At 57.3% G+C, this 18,810-nt stretch carries 17 protein-coding genes; 12 read left to right on the top strand and 5 right to left on the bottom strand.

All coding sequences use genetic code 11. From position 1 onward, the window contains the following. The first annotated feature begins 56 nt into the window (after positions 1-56). From nrdH to leuA, 12 genes are all read left to right on the top strand, one after another. The gene (gene nrdH / locus ACSVHP_RS16240) at positions 57-296 is read left to right on the top strand and encodes a glutaredoxin-like protein NrdH (protein ID WP_417315051.1); all 240 of its coding nucleotides are present in this window, start codon (positions 57-59) and stop codon (positions 294-296) included. After that, positions 293-703, top strand: a complete 411-nt coding sequence (nrdI, locus tag ACSVHP_RS16235; RefSeq protein ID WP_234675689.1) for a class Ib ribonucleoside-diphosphate reductase assembly flavoprotein NrdI — start codon at positions 293-295, stop codon at positions 701-703. The genes nrdH and nrdI overlap by 4 nt, the downstream gene beginning before the upstream one ends. Beyond that, positions 676-2,820 carry a class 1b ribonucleoside-diphosphate reductase subunit alpha gene (nrdE, locus tag ACSVHP_RS16230; protein ID WP_447552433.1) on the top strand — a complete coding sequence of 715 codons (2,145 nt, stop codon included), beginning with the start codon at positions 676-678 and terminating at the stop codon, positions 2,818-2,820. Before nrdI ends, nrdE begins: the two co-directional genes overlap by 28 nt. Positions 2,821-2,829: 9 nt before the next feature. Further along, entirely contained in the window at positions 2,830-3,789 is a 960-nt protein-coding gene (gene nrdF / locus ACSVHP_RS16225; RefSeq protein ID WP_234675691.1) for a class 1b ribonucleoside-diphosphate reductase subunit beta, read from the top strand. A gap of 455 nt (positions 3,790-4,244) precedes the next feature. After that, positions 4,245-5,447: a glycine betaine/L-proline ABC transporter ATP-binding protein ProV gene (gene proV / locus ACSVHP_RS16220; RefSeq protein WP_447552432.1), complete on the top strand. Its 1,203-nt coding sequence runs from the start codon at positions 4,245-4,247 to the stop codon at positions 5,445-5,447. Next, the gene (proW, locus tag ACSVHP_RS16215; RefSeq protein WP_447552431.1) at positions 5,440-6,507 is read left to right on the top strand and encodes a glycine betaine/L-proline ABC transporter permease ProW; all 1,068 of its coding nucleotides are present in this window, start codon (positions 5,440-5,442) and stop codon (positions 6,505-6,507) included. Before proV ends, proW begins: the two co-directional genes overlap by 8 nt. 9 nt (positions 6,508-6,516) lie before the next feature. Continuing rightward, entirely contained in the window at positions 6,517-7,512 is a 996-nt protein-coding gene (proX, locus tag ACSVHP_RS16210) for a glycine betaine/L-proline ABC transporter substrate-binding protein ProX (RefSeq protein WP_447552430.1), read from the top strand. A gap of 191 nt (positions 7,513-7,703) precedes the next feature. Beyond that, on the top strand, positions 7,704-8,888 hold the full coding sequence (locus tag ACSVHP_RS16205) for an MFS transporter (RefSeq protein ID WP_447552429.1): 1,185 nt from the start codon (positions 7,704-7,706) through the stop codon (positions 8,886-8,888). Between the two features lie 327 nt (positions 8,889-9,215). Further along, positions 9,216-9,746, top strand: coding sequence for a transcriptional repressor MprA (gene mprA / locus ACSVHP_RS16200; protein ID WP_234676584.1), 531 nt, complete (start codon positions 9,216-9,218; stop codon positions 9,744-9,746). A gap of 125 nt (positions 9,747-9,871) precedes the next feature. Continuing rightward, the gene (emrA, locus tag ACSVHP_RS16195) at positions 9,872-11,044 is read left to right on the top strand and encodes a multidrug efflux MFS transporter periplasmic adaptor subunit EmrA (RefSeq protein ID WP_234676583.1); all 1,173 of its coding nucleotides are present in this window, start codon (positions 9,872-9,874) and stop codon (positions 11,042-11,044) included. A 15-nt stretch (positions 11,045-11,059) separates the two neighbouring features. Then, entirely contained in the window at positions 11,060-12,607 is a 1,548-nt protein-coding gene (gene emrB, locus ACSVHP_RS16190; RefSeq protein WP_234676581.1) for a multidrug efflux MFS transporter permease subunit EmrB, read from the top strand. Positions 12,608-12,756: 149 nt separating this feature from the next. Continuing rightward, a complete protein-coding gene (leuA, locus tag ACSVHP_RS16185; RefSeq protein ID WP_447552428.1) occupies positions 12,757-14,406 on the top strand; it encodes a 2-isopropylmalate synthase in 1,650 nt (549 codons plus the stop codon). Here the strand turns inward: leuA and ACSVHP_RS16180 are convergent. From ACSVHP_RS16180 to yqaB, 5 genes are all read right to left on the bottom strand, one after another. Further along, positions 14,403-15,167 carry an AraC family transcriptional regulator gene (locus tag ACSVHP_RS16180; protein WP_447552427.1) on the bottom strand — a complete coding sequence of 255 codons (765 nt, stop codon included), beginning with the start codon at positions 15,165-15,167 and terminating at the stop codon, positions 14,403-14,405. The two genes, leuA and ACSVHP_RS16180, sit on opposite strands and share 4 nt — an antisense overlap. 42 nt (positions 15,168-15,209) lie before the next feature. After that, positions 15,210-15,725, bottom strand: a complete 516-nt coding sequence (luxS, locus tag ACSVHP_RS16175) for an S-ribosylhomocysteine lyase (protein ID WP_234676339.1) — start codon at positions 15,723-15,725, stop codon at positions 15,210-15,212. 152 nt (positions 15,726-15,877) lie between these two features. After that, the gene (gene gshA, locus ACSVHP_RS16170; protein ID WP_234676340.1) at positions 15,878-17,422 is read right to left on the bottom strand and encodes a glutamate--cysteine ligase; all 1,545 of its coding nucleotides are present in this window, start codon (positions 17,420-17,422) and stop codon (positions 15,878-15,880) included. 83 nt (positions 17,423-17,505) lie between these two features. Continuing rightward, entirely contained in the window at positions 17,506-17,934 is a 429-nt protein-coding gene (locus tag ACSVHP_RS16165) for a YqaA family protein (protein ID WP_234676343.1), read from the bottom strand. Beyond that, the gene (yqaB, locus tag ACSVHP_RS16160) at positions 17,931-18,497 is read right to left on the bottom strand and encodes a fructose-1-phosphate/6-phosphogluconate phosphatase (RefSeq protein ID WP_234676345.1); all 567 of its coding nucleotides are present in this window, start codon (positions 18,495-18,497) and stop codon (positions 17,931-17,933) included. Before yqaB ends, ACSVHP_RS16165 begins: the two co-directional genes overlap by 4 nt. Between the last annotated feature and the right edge of the window lie 313 nt (positions 18,498-18,810).

The following is an 18,810-nucleotide window of genomic DNA, read 5'->3' as shown; positions in this document are numbered from 1 at the left end:
CACAACCTGACGCGTAACTTCGCGCCGTCTTCTCATTCTAAATGGAAATACGAATCATGAGCATTATTATTTACACTCGTAACGATTGTGTTCAGTGCCACGCCACCAAACGCGCCATGGAGAGCCGCGGCGTCGCGTTTGAGATGGTCAACATCGACCTCGTCCCGGACGCCGCCGATACCCTGCGCGAGCAGGGCTTCCGTCAGCTTCCGGTGGTTATCGCCGGGGAAACGAGCTGGTCTGGCTTTCGTCCGGACATGATCAACCGCATTGCCGCGCTGGCCGCCAGTGCATGAGTGGCCTTGTCTACTTCTCCAGCAGCTCGGAAAACACGCTCCGCTTTATCGAGCGCGTCGGGCTGCCTGCGATCCGCATTCCGCTTAACGAGCGGGAGCGCATTCAGGTAGACGAACCATACATTCTGGTGGTGCCGAGCTATGGCGGCGGCGGAACGGCGGGCGCGGTGCCCCGCCAGGTTATCCGCTTTCTGAACGATCCGCAGAACCGGCAGCTTATTCGCGGCGTGATCGCCGCAGGCAATCGCAATTTCGGCGACGCCTTTGGCCGCGCCGGGGATGTTATTTCTCAAAAATGCGGCGTGCCGTACCTCTATCGCTTTGAGCTGATGGGGACACAGCAGGACGTCGAGAACGTGCGTAAAGGAGTGAACGAATTTTGGCAACGACAACCGCAGAACGGGTAGTGCAGGCCGCGCCCGACTACCACGCGTTAAACGCGATGCTCAATTTGTACGATCGCGACGGGCATATTCAGTTTGATAAAGACAGCGAGGCGGTAGACGCCTTTTTTAACGCCCACGTTCGCCCTAACAGCGTGACCTTTGCCACCCAGGACGCGCGTCTGGATTATCTGGTGAGCGAAGGCTATTACGAAGCGCAGGTGCTGAACCGCTACGATCGCCCCTTCGTGGTGACGCTGTTCGAGCGCGCCCACGCCAGCGGTTTTCGTTTCAAGACCTTCCTCGGCGCATGGAAGTTTTACACCAGCTACACCCTGAAAACCTTCGACGGCAAACGCTATCTGGAAAGCTTTGAAGATCGCACGGTGATGGTGGCGCTGACCCTCGCGCAGGGCGACAACGCGCTGGCTGAACGGCTGACCGACGAGATCCTCTCCGGTCGCTTCCAGCCCGCCACGCCCACCTTCCTCAACTGCGGTAAAGCCCAGCGCGGCGAGCTTGTATCTTGTTTTCTGCTGCGTATCGAAGACAACATGGAGTCGATTGGCCGGGCGGTGAACTCCGCGTTGCAGCTCTCAAAGCGCGGCGGCGGCGTAGCGTTTTTGCTCTCGAACCTGCGTGAAGCGGGCGCGCCCATCAAGCGGATTGAGAACCAGTCTTCGGGCGTGATCCCGGTCATGAAGATGCTGGAAGATGCGTTTTCCTATGCCAACCAGCTGGGGGCGCGTCAGGGGGCCGGAGCGGTCTATCTGCACGCCCATCACCCGGACATTCTGCGTTTCCTCGATACCAAACGGGAAAACGCCGACGAAAAAATCCGCATCAAAACCCTGTCGCTGGGGGTCGTTATCCCTGACGTGACCTTCAGGCTCGCCAAAGAGAACGCGCAGATGGCGCTTTTCTCGCCCTACGACGTGGAGCGGATCTACGGCAAAGCCTTCGGCGATATCGCCATCAGCGAACATTACGAGGCGCTGGAGGCCGACGAACGTATTCGCAAAAAATACATTAGCGCCCGCGACTTTTTCCAGACGCTTGCCGAGATCCAGTTTGAGTCCGGCTACCCGTACATCATGTACGAGGACACGGTAAACCGCGCGAACCCGATTGCCGGGCGCATCAACATGAGCAACCTGTGCTCGGAGATTTTGCAGGTTAACGCTGCCTCCACCTATGACGAAAACCTGGACTACGCGGACGTCGGCAAGGATATCTCCTGCAACCTCGGCTCGCTAAACATCGCCCATACCATGGACTCACCGGACTTCGGGCGCACGGTGGAGACCGCCATTCGCGGCCTGACGGCGGTGTCGGACATGAGCCACATCCGCAGCGTGCCGTCCGTCGCCGCGGGCAACGCCGCCTCGCACGCCATCGGGCTTGGGCAGATGAACCTGCACGGCTATCTGGCGCGTGAGGGCATTGCCTACGGCAGCCCGGAGGGGCTGGACTTCACCAACCTCTATTTCTACACCATTACCTGGCACGCCCTGCACACCTCGATGATGCTGGCGCGGGAGCGCAGCCAGCGTTTTGCGGGCTTTGAGCAGTCGCGCTACGCCAGCGGCGAGTATTTCAGCCAGTATCTGGAAGGCGACTGGCAGCCGAAAACGGCGCGCGTGCGTGAACTGTTTGACCGTGCCGGTATTACGCTGCCCACCCGCGAGATGTGGCGGCAGCTGCGCGACGACGTGATGCGCCACGGCATCTACAACCAGAATTTGCAGGCGGTGCCGCCGACCGGTTCGATCTCCTACATCAACCACGCCACGTCGAGCATTCATCCCATCGTGTCGAAAATCGAGATCCGCAAAGAGGGCAAAACCGGGCGCGTTTACTACCCTGCCCCGTTTATGACCAACGACAATCTGGCGCTGTATCAGGATGCCTACGAAATCGGCCCGGAGAAGATCATCGATACCTACGCCGAGGCGACGAAGCATGTGGATCAGGGGCTGTCGCTGACGCTGTTCTTCCCGGACACCGCCACCACGCGCGACATCAACAAGGCGCAGATCTACGCCTGGAAGAAAGGCATCAAAACGCTGTACTACATTCGCCTGCGCCAGCTTGCGCTGGAAGGCACCGAAATCGAAGGCTGCGTGTCCTGCGCGCTGTAAGGAGAAAGGATGAAACTGTCACGCGTGAGCGCCGTTAACTGGAACAAAATCGAGGACGATAAAGACCTGGAGGTGTGGAACCGCCTGACCAGCAACTTCTGGCTGCCGGAAAAAGTGCCGCTGTCGAACGATATCCCCGCCTGGCAGACCTTAAGCCACGCGGAGCAGCAGCTGACCATCCGCGTCTTTACCGGCCTGACGCTGCTGGACACCATTCAGAATACCGTCGGCGCCCCGGCGTTAATGGCGGATTCGCTGACGCCGCACGAAGAGGCGGTGATGTCGAACATCAGCTTTATGGAAGCGGTCCACGCCCGCTCCTACAGCTCGATTTTCTCGACGCTGTGTCAGACCAAAGACGTGGACGCGGCCTACGCCTGGAGTGAAGAGAGCGAATCGCTCCAGCGCAAGGCGGATCTGGTGCTGTCCTATTACCGGGCCGACGAGCCGCTGAAAAAGAAAATCGCCAGCGTGTTTCTGGAATCATTCCTCTTCTATTCCGGCTTCTGGCTGCCGATGTACTGGTCGAGTCGCGGCAAGCTCACCAACACCGCCGATTTAATCCGCCTGATCATCCGCGATGAAGCGGTACACGGCTACTATATTGGCTATAAGTACCAGAAAGGGCTGGAAAAAGTCAGCGAGGCTAAACGCGAGGAGCTAAAAAACTTCGCGCTGGATCTGCTGATGGATTTGTACGACAACGAGCTGCGTTACACCGAGGAGTTGTACGCCGGAAGCGGCTGGGAAGAGGATGTGAAAGCGTTCCTCAGCTACAACGCCAACAAAGCGCTGATGAACCTCGGCTACGAGGCGCTGTTCCCGCCGGAGATGGCGGAGGTCAACCCGGCGATCCTGGCCGCGCTTTCGCCGAATGCCGATGAAAACCACGACTTCTTCTCCGGGTCCGGCTCGTCTTATGTGATGGGCAAAGCGGTGGAAACCGAGGATGAGGACTGGGATTTTTAATGGATTTTTACCCCTCACCCTAACCCTCTCCCCGGAGGGGAGAGGGGATCGTTCGGCGCCGTCTGTTTCCCCTCACCCCACCCCTCTCCCAAAGGAGAGGGAGCCGCCCGTGCCAGTTTCAGGAGGGGAAATTAACGTTCATTAATTTAATATAAATCCCCTTTATTTCCCCCTAATATTTCCAGGGCAACTACACTCTACTTTCCTCTGATATTCGCCTGAATTATTTCCATTCAGGCGAAATTCCCCGATGCAGTAGCAAAAAATTCACACTAATTCAGATCGCTCTCAGCCCTTTACTCATGGGAAATTCAGCGCATTGAGCTTCGGCAAAATTCATGCCATAAGGGAATTGAGGGTTGTCTCAGAATCTGAGTATGTTAGGGTAATGCCAGTTAACTATTTACCATGGTAATCATATCGACATAAACAAATAACAGGACACTCTCTATTGCATGGCAATTAAATTAGAAGTGAAAAATCTTTATAAAGTATTTGGCGAGCATCCACAGCGCGCATTCAAATATATTGAAAAAGGACTTACGAAAGAGCAAATTCTGGAAAAAACCGGGCTTTCGCTTGGCGTCAAAGACGCCAGTCTGGCCATTGAAGAAGGCGAGATTTTTGTCATCATGGGATTATCCGGTTCGGGTAAATCCACTATGGTTCGCCTTCTCAATCGCCTGATTGAACCCACCCGCGGGCAGGTGCTGATTGACGGCGTTGATATTGCCAAAATATCCGACGCTGAGCTTCGCGAGGTGCGCAGAAAAAAGATTGCGATGGTGTTTCAGTCATTCGCGTTAATGCCGCATATGACGGTATTAGATAATACCGCGTTTGGTATGGAATTAGCCGGAATGCCGGCACAAGAACGTCTGGAAAAAGCGCTGGATGCGCTGCGTCAGGTGGGTCTTGAAAATTACGCCCACAGCTATCCCGATGAACTTTCTGGCGGGATGCGTCAACGCGTGGGATTAGCCCGCGCATTAGCAATCAATCCCGATATTTTATTAATGGATGAAGCCTTCTCGGCGCTCGACCCATTAATTCGTACCGAGATGCAGGATGAGCTGGTAAAACTTCAGGCTAAACATCAGCGTACTATCGTCTTTATTTCCCACGATCTTGATGAAGCGATGCGTATTGGCGATCGGATTGCCATTATGCAAAACGGTGAAGTGGTACAGGTCGGCACGCCGGACGAAATTCTCAATAATCCGGCCAATGATTACGTGCGCACCTTCTTCCGCGGCGTGGATATCAGCCAGGTATTCAGCGCCAAAGATATTGCCCGTCGTTCTCCGAACGGCCTGATCCGTAAAACGCCCGGTTTCGGCCCGCGTTCTGCGCTCAAGCTGTTGCAGGATGAAGACCGTGAATACGGTTATCTCATTGAACGCGGCAATAAATTCGTCGGCGTTGTCTCCATCGACTCCCTGAAAACCGCCCTGAGCGAAAACCAGGGTATCGATGCGGCGCTTATCGCGTCCCCGCTTGCGGTGGACGCCGAAACGCCGCTCAGCGAGTTGCTCTCCCACGTAGGACAGGCGCCATGCGCCGTGCCGGTCGTCGGCGAAGAACAACAGTACGTCGGCATCATCTCCAAAGGGATGCTGCTCAAGGCTTTAGATCGCGAGGGGGCACACAATGGCTGATCAATCTAACCCGTGGGGAACCACCGAAGCCGCAGACAGCGCGGCGCAATCTGCCGACGCGTGGGGTTCAACACCCGCACCTGATACGGGCGGCTCGGCGGACTGGCTCAACAGCGCACCCGCGCCTGCGCCGGAACATTTCAACATCATGGATCCGTTCCACAAAACCCTGATCCCGCTCGACAGCTGGGTCACCGAGGGGATTGACTGGGTGGTGACGCACTTCCGTCCGGTGTTCCAGGGGATCCGCGTTCCGGTGGATTACATCCTGAACGGCTTCCAGCAATTGCTGCTGGGCATGCCTGCACCGGTTGCCATTCTGGTATTTGCCCTGATCGCCTGGCAGTTCGGCAGCGCGGGCATGGGGATTGCCACGCTGGTGTCGCTGATTGCCATCGGCGCGATTGGCGCCTGGTCGCAGGCGATGATCACCCTGGCGCTGGTGCTGACCGCCCTGCTCTTCTGCGTGGTGATTGGCCTGCCGCTGGGGATCTGGCTGGCGCGCAGCCCACGGGCGGCGAAAATCATCCGTCCGCTGCTGGATGCGATGCAGACCACTCCGGCGTTCGTCTATCTGGTGCCGATCGTGATGCTGTTTGGTATCGGTAACGTGCCTGGCGTGGTGGTGACCATTATCTTCGCCCTGCCGCCGATTGTGCGTCTGACCATTCTGGGTATCAACCAGGTGCCGGCCGATCTTATCGAGGCGTCGCGCTCCTTTGGGGCCAGCCCGCGCCAGATGCTGTTTAAAGTGCAGCTCCCGCTGGCGATGCCAACCATTATGGCGGGCGTAAACCAAACCCTGATGCTGGCGCTGTCGATGGTGGTTATCGCCTCGATGATTGCCGTCGGTGGTCTCGGTCAGATGGTGCTGCGCGGCATTGGCCGTCTGGATATGGGCCTTGCCACCGTGGGCGGCGTCGGGATTGTGATCCTCGCCATTATTCTTGACCGCCTGACGCAGGCTGTCGGTCGCGATTCACGCAGTCGCGGCAACCGTCGCTGGTATACCACCGGCCCGGTCGGGTTAGTCACCCGCCCTTTCACGAAATCAAAATAAGGAACAACGATGCGACATAAGGTACTTTTTGCCACAGCGTTTGCCACCCTTGTCTCCACCAGCACGTTTGCTGCCGACCTGCCGGGCAAAGGCATTACCGTTCAACCGGTTCAGAGCACCATTTCGGAAGAGACTTTCCAGACCCTGATCGTCAGCCGCGCGCTGGAAAAACTGGGCTACACGGTGAATACCCCGAGTGAAGTCGATTACAACGTGGGCTACACCTCGATTGCCTCCGGCGATGCCACCTTTACCGCCGTGAACTGGCAGCCGCTGCACGACGATATGTATGCCGCAGCGGGCGGCGACAAGAAATTTTACCGCCAGGGCACCTTCGTGACCGGCGCGGCGCAGGGTTATCTGATCGACAAAAAAACCGCCGAGCAGTATCACATCACCAATATTGAGCAGCTGAAGGATCCGAAGATCGCCAAACTGTTCGACACCAACGGTGACGGCAAAGCCGACATGATGGGCTGCTCGCCGGGCTGGGGCTGTGAAGCGGTGATTAACCACCAGAACAAAGCCTTCGATCTGGCGAAGACCGTCGACGTGAGCCACGGCAACTACTCGGCGATGATGGCAGATACCATTGCGCGCTTTAAAGAGGGCAAACCGGTCATCTATTACACCTGGACACCGTACTGGGTAAGCGATGTGCTGAAGCCGGGTAAAGACGTGGTGTGGTTGCAGGTGCCGTTCTCCTCACTTCCGGGCGAGCAGAAGGACATCGACACCAAACTGCCGAACGGCATGAACTACGGTTTCCCGGTGAACACCATGCATATCGTCGCCAACAAGGCCTGGGCTGAGAAAAACCCGGCGGCGGCGAAGCTGTTCTCGGTAATGAAGCTGCCGCTGGCGGACATCAACGCCCAGAACGCCATGATGCACGAAGGCAAATCGTCTGAAGCGGATATCAAAGGCCACGTTGACGGCTGGATCAAAGCCCACCAGCAGCAGTTCGATGGCTGGGTGAAAGAAGCGCTGGACGCGCAGAAGTAACCTCTTTTCCCTCCCCCCTAGGGGAGGGTATCAGTGTTCCCTCTCCCCGTGGGAGAGGGCCAGGGTGAGGGCATCAGACCGCACCCAACCCAAACCGCACAAACCCACACACCACAATCCCACACCGTACACAATCATTGGTTATTATTGGTTTCCGGAAAAATAATCACTCAACTAATGATTCCTGACCAATGACCAAACCAACTCACGGGCTTAGCCCGGCACTGATCCTGTTAATGTCCGTGGCAACCGGCCTTGCCGTCGCCAGCAACTATTATGCGCAGCCTCTGCTCGACACCATCGCGCGCGCCTTTAACCTTTCCGCCAGCTCCGCCGGGTTTATCGTGACCGCCGCGCAGCTGGGCTACGCCGCTGGCCTGCTGTTTTTGGTCCCGCTTGGGGATATGTTTGAACGCCGGATGCTGATTGTCTCCATGACCCTGCTGGCCGCGGGCGGGATGCTGATCACCGCGAGCAGCCAGTCGCTGGCCATGATGATCCTCGGCACCGCCTTAACGGGCCTGTTCTCGGTGGTGGCGCAAATTCTGGTACCGCTGGCGGCAACGCTCGCCTCGCCGGACAAGCGCGGCAAGGTGGTGGGCACCATCATGAGCGGCCTGCTGCTGGGGATTTTACTGGCGCGAACCGTGGCCGGACTGCTGGCAAGCCTCGGCGGCTGGCGCACCGTTTACTGGGTCGCCAGCGTGCTGATGGTGATCATGGCGCTGGCGCTGTGGCGCGGTCTGCCGAAGGTGAAGCAGGAAAACCACCTCAACTACCCGCAGCTTCTCGGCTCGGTGTTTAGCCTGTTCACGCAGGATAAACTGCTGCGAACCCGCGCGCTGCTGGGCTGTTTCACCTTTGCGAACTTCAGCATTCTCTGGACGTCGATGGCGTTTCTGCTGGCCTCGCCGCCGTTTAACTATTCCGAAGGGGTGATTGGCCTGTTTGGTCTGGCGGGCGCCGCGGGCGCGCTGGGGGCACGTCCTGCTGGCGGCCTGGCGGATAGCGGGAAATCCCACCTCACCACCACGACCGGGCTGATTTTACTGCTGCTCTCATGGGTGGCTATCTGGTTCGGACACGCCTCGGTGCTGGCGCTGATTGTCGGCATTCTGGTGCTCGACCTCACCGTGCAGGGCGTGCACATCACCAACCAGACCGTAATTTATCGGGTTAAGCCGGACGCGCGTAACCGTCTGACGGCAGGCTATATGACCAGCTATTTCATCGGCGGCGCGGCCGGTTCACTGGTTTCAGCGGCCGCATGGCAACACGCTGGCTGGGCAGGCGTGTGCAGCATCGGGGCAATTGTTGCAGCACTGAATCTGCTGGTGTGGTGGCGCGGATATCACCGCCAGGAAGCCATTTCTTAAGCTTTACATGGCACTGGGGCTTCTTAGGGTGTTAAGGCGCCCCTATGTCTGTTAAGGTTAGTGTAAACATTTATCCCAGAAATTTTAATGTGGGTAACATATTAAAAAGCAGCATGAAAAATTCATCCCTGTTGGTTGATTACGTTCCTCACCCCCCATCTCCTGAGGGCGTATGCCCCTCCCTTTCTGTGCTCACCGGGTCACGGATTTACCCGGCGCTCTATGATGGTGACATGTGCCTTGCGGATATAACCGCACAAATAATTCATTTACATTATTTGTCACCATCGTTACTATATCGGCTGTAATTAATGAGGTTATGCCCAAATGGATAGTTCGTTTACGCCCATCGAACAGATGCTTAAGTTCCGCGCCAGTCGTCACGAAGACTTCCCGTATCAGGAAATTCTGCTGACTCGCCTGTGCATGCACATGCAAGGCAAACTGCTGGATAACCGTAACAAGATGCTGAAAGCGCAAGGGATTAACGAGACATTGTTTATGGCGTTGATCACGCTGGAGTCTCAGGAAAATCATAGCATTCAGCCGTCTGAACTGAGCTGTGCGCTGGGTTCTTCCCGTACTAACGCAACCCGTATTGCTGATGAGCTGGAAAAGCGCGGCTGGATCGAGCGCCGTGAAAGCGACAACGACCGTCGTTGTCTGCATCTGCAACTGACCGATAAAGGTCACGAATTCCTGCGCGAGGTGCTTCCACCTCAGCACAACTGTCTTCACAAGCTTTGGTCCGCTCTCAGCACCTCCGAGCGCGATCAGCTAGAGCAGATCACCCGCAAGCTGCTTACCCGTCTGGATCAGATGGATGAAGACGGCGCCGTCCTTGAGGCGCTGCGCTAACGCGACGACACGCTCGACAATCCAGATTCATAAGAAATTGACAGGCCAGCACGTGACACTGCTGGCCTTTCTGACAACTGGTCGGCTCAGCCGATGTGAAAATAAGAAGATCGTGGAGAATAACAATGAGCGCAAATGCGGAGAACACTACCCCGCAGCAACCGGTCAATAAGAAAGGCAAACGCAAGGGCGCCCTTCTAATCCTGACCTTGCTCTTTATCATTATTGCCGTGGCATATGGCATCTACTGGTTTTTAGTATTGCGTCACGTCGAAGAGACAGACGATGCATACGTGGCAGGGAACCAGGTACAAATTATGGCGCAGGTGTCGGGCAGCGTGACGAAAGTCTGGGCTGACAATACCGACTTTGTGCAAAAAGGCGACGTGCTGGTCACGCTCGATCCGACCGACGCACAGCAGGCGTTTGAAAAAGCGCAGACTCAGCTGGCCTCCAGCGTCCGTCAGACGCGCCAGCTGATGATCAACAGCAAACAGCTTCAGGCCAGCATCGACGTGCAGAAAACCGCACTGGCGCAGGCGCAGAGCGACCTCAATCGCCGCGTTCCTCTCGGCACCGCCAACCTGATTGGCCGTGAAGAGCTGCAACACGCCCGCGACGCCGTTGCCAGCGCACAGGCGCAGCTTGATGTTGCCATCCAGCAGTACAACGCGAACCAGGCGATGGTGCTGGGCACTAGCCTTGAAAACCAGCCAGCGGTTAAACAGGCGGCGACTGAAGTGCGTAACGCCTGGCTTGCGCTGGAGCGTACGAAAATCGTCAGCCCGATGACCGGCTATGTCTCCCGCCGCTCGGTACAGCCTGGCGCGCAAATTGGCACCACCACCCCGCTGATGGCCGTTGTTCCGGCAAACAACCTGTGGGTGGACGCTAACTTCAAAGAGACGCAGCTTGCGCACATGCGTATCGGCCAGACCGCGACCGTGGTCAGCGACATCTACGGCGACGACATCAAATACACCGGTAAAGTGGTCGGTCTGGATATGGGGACAGGTAGCGCGTTCTCCCTGCTGCCTGCGCAGAACGCCACCGGGAACTGGATCAAAGTGGTTCAGCGTTTACCCGTGCGTATCGAGCTTGATGCCAAACAGCTGGCCGACCATCCGCTGCGTATCGGCTTGTCCACGCTGGTGACCGTTGATACCGCCAACCGCGACGGGCAGATCCTGGCAAGCCAGGTGCGTAACACGCCGGCCTACGAAAGTAACGCCCGTGAAATCAGCCTCGATCCGGTCAATAAGCTGATCGATGACATCGTGAAAGCGAACGCCGGTTAATCCGAGGTGAGCGTTATGCAACCGCAAAAGCCGCAAAAACCGCTGGAGGGCGCGCAGCTGGTCATTATGACCATCGCGCTGTCGCTGGCGACATTCATGCAGGTGCTGGACTCCACCATCGCGAACGTGGCTATCCCCACTATCGCCGGGAACCTGGGCTCGTCGCTGAGCCAGGGGACGTGGGTCATTACCTCGTTCGGGGTGGCAAACGCCATCTCGATCCCGATCACCGGCTGGCTCGCCAAACGCGTCGGTGAAGTGAAGCTGTTCCTGTGGTCAACCATCGCCTTTGTGATCGCCTCCTGGGCGTGCGGCATGTCCACCAGCCTGACGATGCTGATCTTCTTCCGCGTCATTCAGGGGATTGTGGCCGGGCCGCTGATCCCGCTGTCGCAGAGTTTACTGTTAAACAACTACCCGCCCGCGAAGCGTTCTATCGCGCTGGCGCTGTGGTCAATGACGGTGATCGTCGCCCCGATTTGCGGGCCGATCCTCGGCGGGTATATCAGCGATAACTACCACTGGGGCTGGATCTTCTTTATCAACGTACCGATTGGCGCCATCGTGGTAATGATGACGCTTCAGTCGCTGCGCGGTCGGGAAACGCGAACGGAACAGCGGCGTATCGACGCCATTGGTCTGGCGCTGCTGGTTATCGGCATCGGCAGTTTGCAGGTGATGCTCGATCAGGGTAAAGAGCTGGACTGGTTCAACTCCCGGGAGATTATCATCCTGACGATTGTCGCGGTGGTGTCGCTGAGCTTCCTGATTGTCTGGGAGCTGACCGACGATAACCCGATAGTGGATCTGTCGCTGTTCAAGTCGCGAAACTTTACCATCGGCTGCCTGTGTATCAGCCTCGCCTATATGCTCTACTTCGGCGCGATCGTTCTGCTGCCGCAGCTATTGCAGGAGGTCTACGGCTATACCGCAACCTGGGCGGGTCTTGCCTCTGCGCCGGTCGGGCTGATCCCCGTTCTGCTGTCGCCGATTATCGGCCGCTTCGCCCACAAGCTTGACATGCGTCGCCTGGTGACGTTCAGCTTTATTATGTACGCCGTCTGCTTCTACTGGCGTGCGTATACGTTCGAGCCGGGAATGGACTTTGGCGCCTCCGCGTGGCCGCAGTTTATTCAGGGCTTCGCCGTGGCCTGCTTCTTTATGCCGCTGACCACCATCACGCTCTCCGGCCTGCCGCCTGAGCGAATGGCGGCGGCATCGAGCCTGTCGAACTTTACGCGAACGCTGGCGGGCTCTATCGGCACGTCGATCACCACCACTCTGTGGACTAACCGTGAGTCGATGCACCACGCGCAGCTGACCGAAGCGGTGAACCCGTTCAATCCTAACGCTCAGCAGATGTACAGCGAGCTACAGGGAATGGGGATGACCGAGCAGCAGGCGTCGGGGTGGATTGCCCAGCAGATCACCAATCAGGGTCTGATTATCTCGGCGAACGAGATTTTCTGGATATCCGCGGGGATCTTCCTCGTCCTGCTTGGTCTGGTGTGGTTTGCCAAACCGCCGTTTGGTGCCGGCAGCGGCGGTGGTGGCGCGCATTAATTTTAGCGCCCCACAGTAGGCCGGGTAAGGCGCAGCCGCCACCCGGCAAAACCCGCACCGTGTCCAAAACGCGACAGCAATTGTCCGTTCCAGTAAAGCAGCGCTCCTGAAATCCCGTCACGATAGTGAAAAGACAACAGGAGCGCATCATGCTGAACACACCCGCCGACAAATACCAACCTTATCCCGCCCTCTCCCTGCCCGACCGCCGCTGGCCGGAGCAACGCATTACCCATGCGCCACGCTGGCTCTCCACCGATCTGCGCGACGGCAACCAGGCGCTGGCCGAGCCGATGGACGGCGCCCGCAAGCTGCAATTCTGGCAGTTGCTGCTCGACTGCGGATTCAAAGAGATTGAGGTCGCCTTCCCGTCAGCCTCGCAAACGGACTTCAACTTCGTCCGCCAGCTGATTGAAGAAGAGCGCATCCCGGACGACGTCACCATTCAGGTGTTAACCCAGGCGCGGGAAGATCTGATCCTGCGCACCTTTGCGTCGCTGAAAGGGGCAAAACAGGCCACCGTTCACCTCTATAACGCCACCGCCCCGCTGTTCCGCCGCCTGGTGTTTGGCATGGAGAAAGCGGAAATCGTGGAGCTGGCCACCCGCTCCACGCGCCTTATCCGCACGCTCTGCGAAGAAAACCCCGACACCCGCTGGCAGTACGAATACTCCCCGGAAACCTTCTGCTTCACCGAGCCGGACTTTGCGCTGGAGATTTGTGAAGCGGTGGCGGAGATCTGGCAGCCCTGCGCAGAACGCCCGATGGTGATTAACCTGCCGGCCACCGTCGAAGTCAGCACCCCGAACGTGTATGCCGATCAGATTGAGTATTTCTGCCGACACTTCAACCGCCGCCAGGATGTCTGTATCAGCGTCCATCCGCATAACGATCGCGGGACGGGCGTGGCCAGCGCGGAGCTGGCGGTGATGGCGGGCGCTGACCGGGTGGAAGGTTGCCTGTTTGGCAACGGGGAGCGCACGGGTAACGTCTGCCTGGTGACGCTGGCGATGAACCTTTACAGCCAGGGCGTCAGCCCCAATCTGGATTTCAGCGACATGAACCGCGTGGTGGAGACCGTGGAAAGCTGCAACCAGCTTCCGGTACACCCGCGTCACCCGTGGGCGGGCAGGCTCGCCTACACCGCGTTTTCCGGCTCGCATCAGGATGCAATCAAAAAAGGCTTCGATGCCCGCAGGCCGGACGAGCGCTGGGAAATGCCCTATCTGCCCGTCGATCCGCAGGATATCGGCTGTACCTATGAGGCGGTGATCCGCGTCAACAGCCAGTCGGGTAAGAGCGGCAGCGCATGGCTTATCGAGCAGAATCACGGCCTGAAGCTGCCGCGCGCGTTGCAGCAGGATTTCAGCCAGCACGTCCAGCAGGAAACGGACAGCCACGGCAAAGAGATGACGCAAAACGCGCTGTGGCAGCTGTTTCGCAGCCGCTACGGCCTGATACCTGCGCCGCGCTATGCCCTGCAATCCTACAGCAGCGACAGCCAGCAAGACGGGCAGTTACGCCTTATCGCGACGGTGGCGACCGACGGCGGAACCCGCCAGCTTGAGGGTCAGGGCAACGGCCTGCTCTCTGCCGCCGCCAACGGCCTGGGCCGCTGGATCGCCACGCCGTTTGTGATTAAGGATTATCACGAGCATACGCTGGGCGAGCGCAGCGACAGCCGCTCGGTGGCCTATATCCGCTGCCTGTTCCAGGACGGCAGCAGCCGCTGGGGTGTCGGCATCGACAGCGACGTGGCGCGCGCCTCTCTTCAGGCGCTGTTGAATGCGGTCGGTTAGTCGTTTTTGAAATACTCGCTGGGTGATATCCCCATCACCCGGCGGAACATCGCCGTGAACGCGCTGTGGCTCCCGTAGCCCAGATCCAGCGCCACGCGCAGTACGGGCTGGCCCTGCGCCAGCCTTTGCAGCGCTTCCAGCAATCGCGCCCTTCTCACCCAGTCGCTATAGCTTAAACCGGTCTGCTGCTGAAAATGGCGGTTCAGCGTGCGCTCGCTCATGCCGGTCATGCTCGCGGCCTGCGTGTTGCTCCAGCGCTCTCCGGCCGCCTTACGGATTTGCAGGCAAAGAAGGCGTAACGGCTCGCTTTCCGGCTCTGGAAGATGAAACGGCAGCACCGGCATCACGCGAATTTCGTCGAGGATCAGCTCATACACCCGCTCATCGCGGCTGCCGGGCAGATAGGGTTCTGGGAGCGTCAGCGACGTGAGGATCAGTTCGCGCAGCAGCGGCGAGATCTGAACGATCTGACAGGATGCAGGCAGATCTGCACGCGCCAGGGGATCGATAAACAGCGTGCGCGCCGCCACGTTGCCCGTGATGCGCAGCGAATGCGGCGTGCCTGCGGGCAGCCAGACCCCACGGCCCGGCGGGACAACCCAGCAGCCAGAGGCCGTATCCACCCGCACTACCCCGCTCAGGCTGTGCAGCAGCTGCGCGCAGTCGTGCTGATGCAACGGCTCGCTGTCGCCATGCGCATAGTCATGGGCAAACGGCACAAGGGGGCGATGGGTGAAGGAGAAAGTTGAGGTTGTGGTCATGGGGCTGAATAACCCTCTCCCTGAAGGAGAGGGAAAAGCGCACTAGATGTGCAGTTCCTGCAATTTTTCTTTTGGCAGGGCCAGCTCTTCGTTACTGTTCACGCGAACGTCACGTTCGATGATGTGGCGCGCGATTTCCTGTGCTTCTTCCAGAGAGTGCATCTGGTACGTACCGCACTGATAGACGTTCAGCTCAGGGATCTGGTTCTGCTCTTTCACCTTCAGCACGTCTTCCATGGCCGCTTTCCAGGCATTGGCAACGCGCTGCTCGTCAGGCACGCCAATCAGGCTCATGTAGAAACCGGTACGGCAGCCCATCGGGGAGATATCGATAATCTCAACGCCGTTGCCGTTCAGGTGATCGCGCATAAAACCAGCGAACAGGTGCTCCAGCGTGTGAATGCCTTTTTCCGGCATGACTTCTTTATTGGGCACGCAGAAACGCAGGTCGAATACGGTGATCGTGTCGCCGTGCGGGGTGTGCATGGTCTTCGCCACGCGTACAGCAGGTGCTTCCATACGGGTATGGTCGACAGTAAAGCTATCTAATAACGGCATACGTCACCTCCGATAGTGATTTTTTTTAAAATAAACTGAACTCTTCTACAGAATGCGCGTCTGAGTATATGAAAGACGCGCATTTGTTATCATCATCCCTGAATTCAGAGATGTATATTTTGGCCACAGCGATGTGGCCTTTTTCTTTTCTGTCAGGCGTTCTTCGCCAGAAACGCGTCAAACGACTCCGTATCTGCCGCTTCAATCTCTTTCTGACGCACCAGCGATGCATCGCGTTCAGCAATAAAATCAGCTTCGCTCAGAATCTCTAACGGCTCCTGCATCAGCATCTCGCGATACTGCGCCGAGAGCGAACGACCAGTACCGCCAATACCCTGATCGATCATAGAACGCAGAATACGGGCAGAGAACGTCAGTTCCGGGTTATCAAAACATTCAACCAACTGGTCACAGACGTTTTGATACGCGTCACCGCCGTACAGGCTGTCCAGCGTTTGCGCCACGCGCTTCAGGTCACGGAACAGATCTTTACCCACTTTTGGCAGCGGGAACTGTGCCGTTTCGCAACCGATGCCCAGCGTCAGGCCAGGCTTGCGCCCTTCCAGAATCACGCGATTCCAGTTGGTGCGGGTGCAGAGCAGCTCGTCTGAACTCATTTCCGGCGCATCCGCCAGCACGCACCAGACCATAAACAGATCCAGGAAGCGAACCTGCTGCTCGTCGACGCCAATCGGTGAGAACGGGTTGATATCCAGCGAGCGCACTTCGATGTACTCGATGCCCCCGCGCTGCAACGCATCCGACGGGGTTTCGCCGCTGCGCGTCACGCGCTTAGGACGAATTGGCGCGTAGAGTTCATTCTCAATCTGCAACACGTTGGTGTTGATTTGCAGACGCTTGCCGTCTTTTTCAAGGCCGATTGCCTCGTACTCTTCCGACGGCGTTTTGATCGCCCGCTTCAATCCTGCCACATACTCGTGCAAATCGTTAAACGTAATTCCGAGATTGCTTTGCGACTTATTGGTATAGCCAAGATCGCTCAGGCGCAGCGAGGTCGCGTACGGTAAATAGTACATCCCGCACTCGGTCTCCTCGAACGGCAGCGTGGTCGGCTTCCCTTGCAGGAACGAGGAGCAGATGGCGGGCGATGCGCCAAACAGGTAAGGAATGACCCAGCCAAAACGATAGTAGTTGCGGATCAGCTTTAAATAGCCCGCTGAAATCGCCTCTTTGTCGCTTTCACCGCACTTCGCCTGCCAGAAGGCCATCGGCAGAGAGAAGTTATAGTGAACGCCGGAAATCGTCTGCATCAGCGCGCCATAGCGGTTTTTCAGACCTTCACGATAAAGCGTTTTCAGACGACCAATATTTGAGGTGCCGTACTGCGCAAGCTCAATCTCCTGACCCTGCTCAATGTAGCAAGGCATACTGAGCGGCCACATACGCTCATCGCCCAAATTACGGGCGGTGTAGCGATGAACATCGCGCAGAAGTGCCAGCATATGATCAACATCACCGTCTACCGGAGTAATAAACTCCAGCAGCGCTTCAGCGAAATCAGTTGTGATCCATTTATGTGTCAGCGCCGAGCCTAACGCCTGAGGGTGGCCCGTTGTCGCTAAGCTACCATCCGCGTTAACGCGCAGCGTTTCGCGCTCAAGACCGCGCTGAATACCCTTCAGAGCCTCAGGGTGGTTTTCCAGCCAGGCCAGCGCCTGTGATACGTCCGGGATCAAATTGACCTCCCGCCTGTCAAAGTAATGTTACTCAGCATAATTGTAATGGTTGACGATTGAAGGTCGCGCTTATATTCCACCAATTAGTGCCACCACGTCATACCCTGTAGTGTTAGCCATGCTACAAGAACATAGCGCAACGCCTTTCCAAGGCACAAAAAAAAGAGCACCGGCCCCCAGGAGATGCGCATCCATCCCGCCAGCAGGCACAGCAAATCACCTATTACAGGCATCCAACTTAATAACAGCGTGGCAGCGCCATAGCGTTTTAGCCAGCCCACTGCCTTTTCCTGCCAGCGCGATTTCTCACGAAGCGGAAAGAAACGCCCAAGAATAACGTTAGTCAGCCCTCCAAGGCTATTACCCATTGTTGCTATTAACACCAGCAACCACGGCTGACTCACGCCGGACAAGAGCATCGCCACCAGCACGACTTCCGAATTCCCCGGTAAGAGTGTAGCGCTTAAAAAACTGCTGGCGAATAAAGAGGACAGTGACAGCGCGTCACTCACAGTAAGCGAACGTCCACTGCATCCATTCCGGCGTCGCGCGCGGCCTGAATGCCAAAATCGGCATCTTCAAACACCACGCATTTCGCGGCGGGCACCCCCATTAATTCTGCACAAAGCAGGAAGGTGTCCGGTGCGGGTTTGTGATTTTTAACATGATCGGCGGCCACGACGGCAGAAAAATAGTGTCGCAGCCCCAGATGGTTGAGCAATGCTTCCGCAACGGCGCTTTCACTGCCCGTGCCGACAGCCATAGGACGGCGGCCATGCCACTCTTTAACGACATCAATTAAAGGCAATGGACGCACGGTGTCTAAAAGCATCGCTTTGACCGCGTCGGTTTTTTCGCGTGCGAGCAGGTGCGGATCGAGATCGGCCTGATTGAGTTCAATCACCGCTTGAGCAATACGCCAGGTTGGGGATCCGTTGAGGGCAATCATCGCCTGAAGGTCAAAGCGCATTCCGTAACGACCAAGAACGTCATCCCAGGCTTTACGGTGCGTTGGCTCGGTGTCAAGGATGGTGCCATCCATATCGAAGATCAAACCGTCATACTGTGCGTACATCGTGCTCTCGCTAACCGATTAACAAAGCATTACTTTATCGTAAATGGTGGTTTTTGTCGCTGATTGCAAAGTGATAACTACGAGAGTGATTAAGAACTAAACATTGAAAGGAATGAGAAGAAGAGATGGTGCATCCGGGAGGATTACTCGGCTTACGCCTCGCCCTGCGGGCCGTTGCTGAAGCAACGTTATCCTCCCTGGTGCTTGCGATTAACTCGCAGACCTTGAAACAACAGCATCGCTGTTATCTCGGAGAATATGGTGCATCCGGGAGGATTCGAACCTCCGACCGCTCGGTTCGTAGCCGAGTACT

Source organism: Enterobacter sp. 186315 (genome assembly GCF_053290175.1).
The sequence above is the reverse complement of the archived record's forward strand: the minus strand, read 5'-3'. Positions and strand labels throughout refer to the sequence as shown.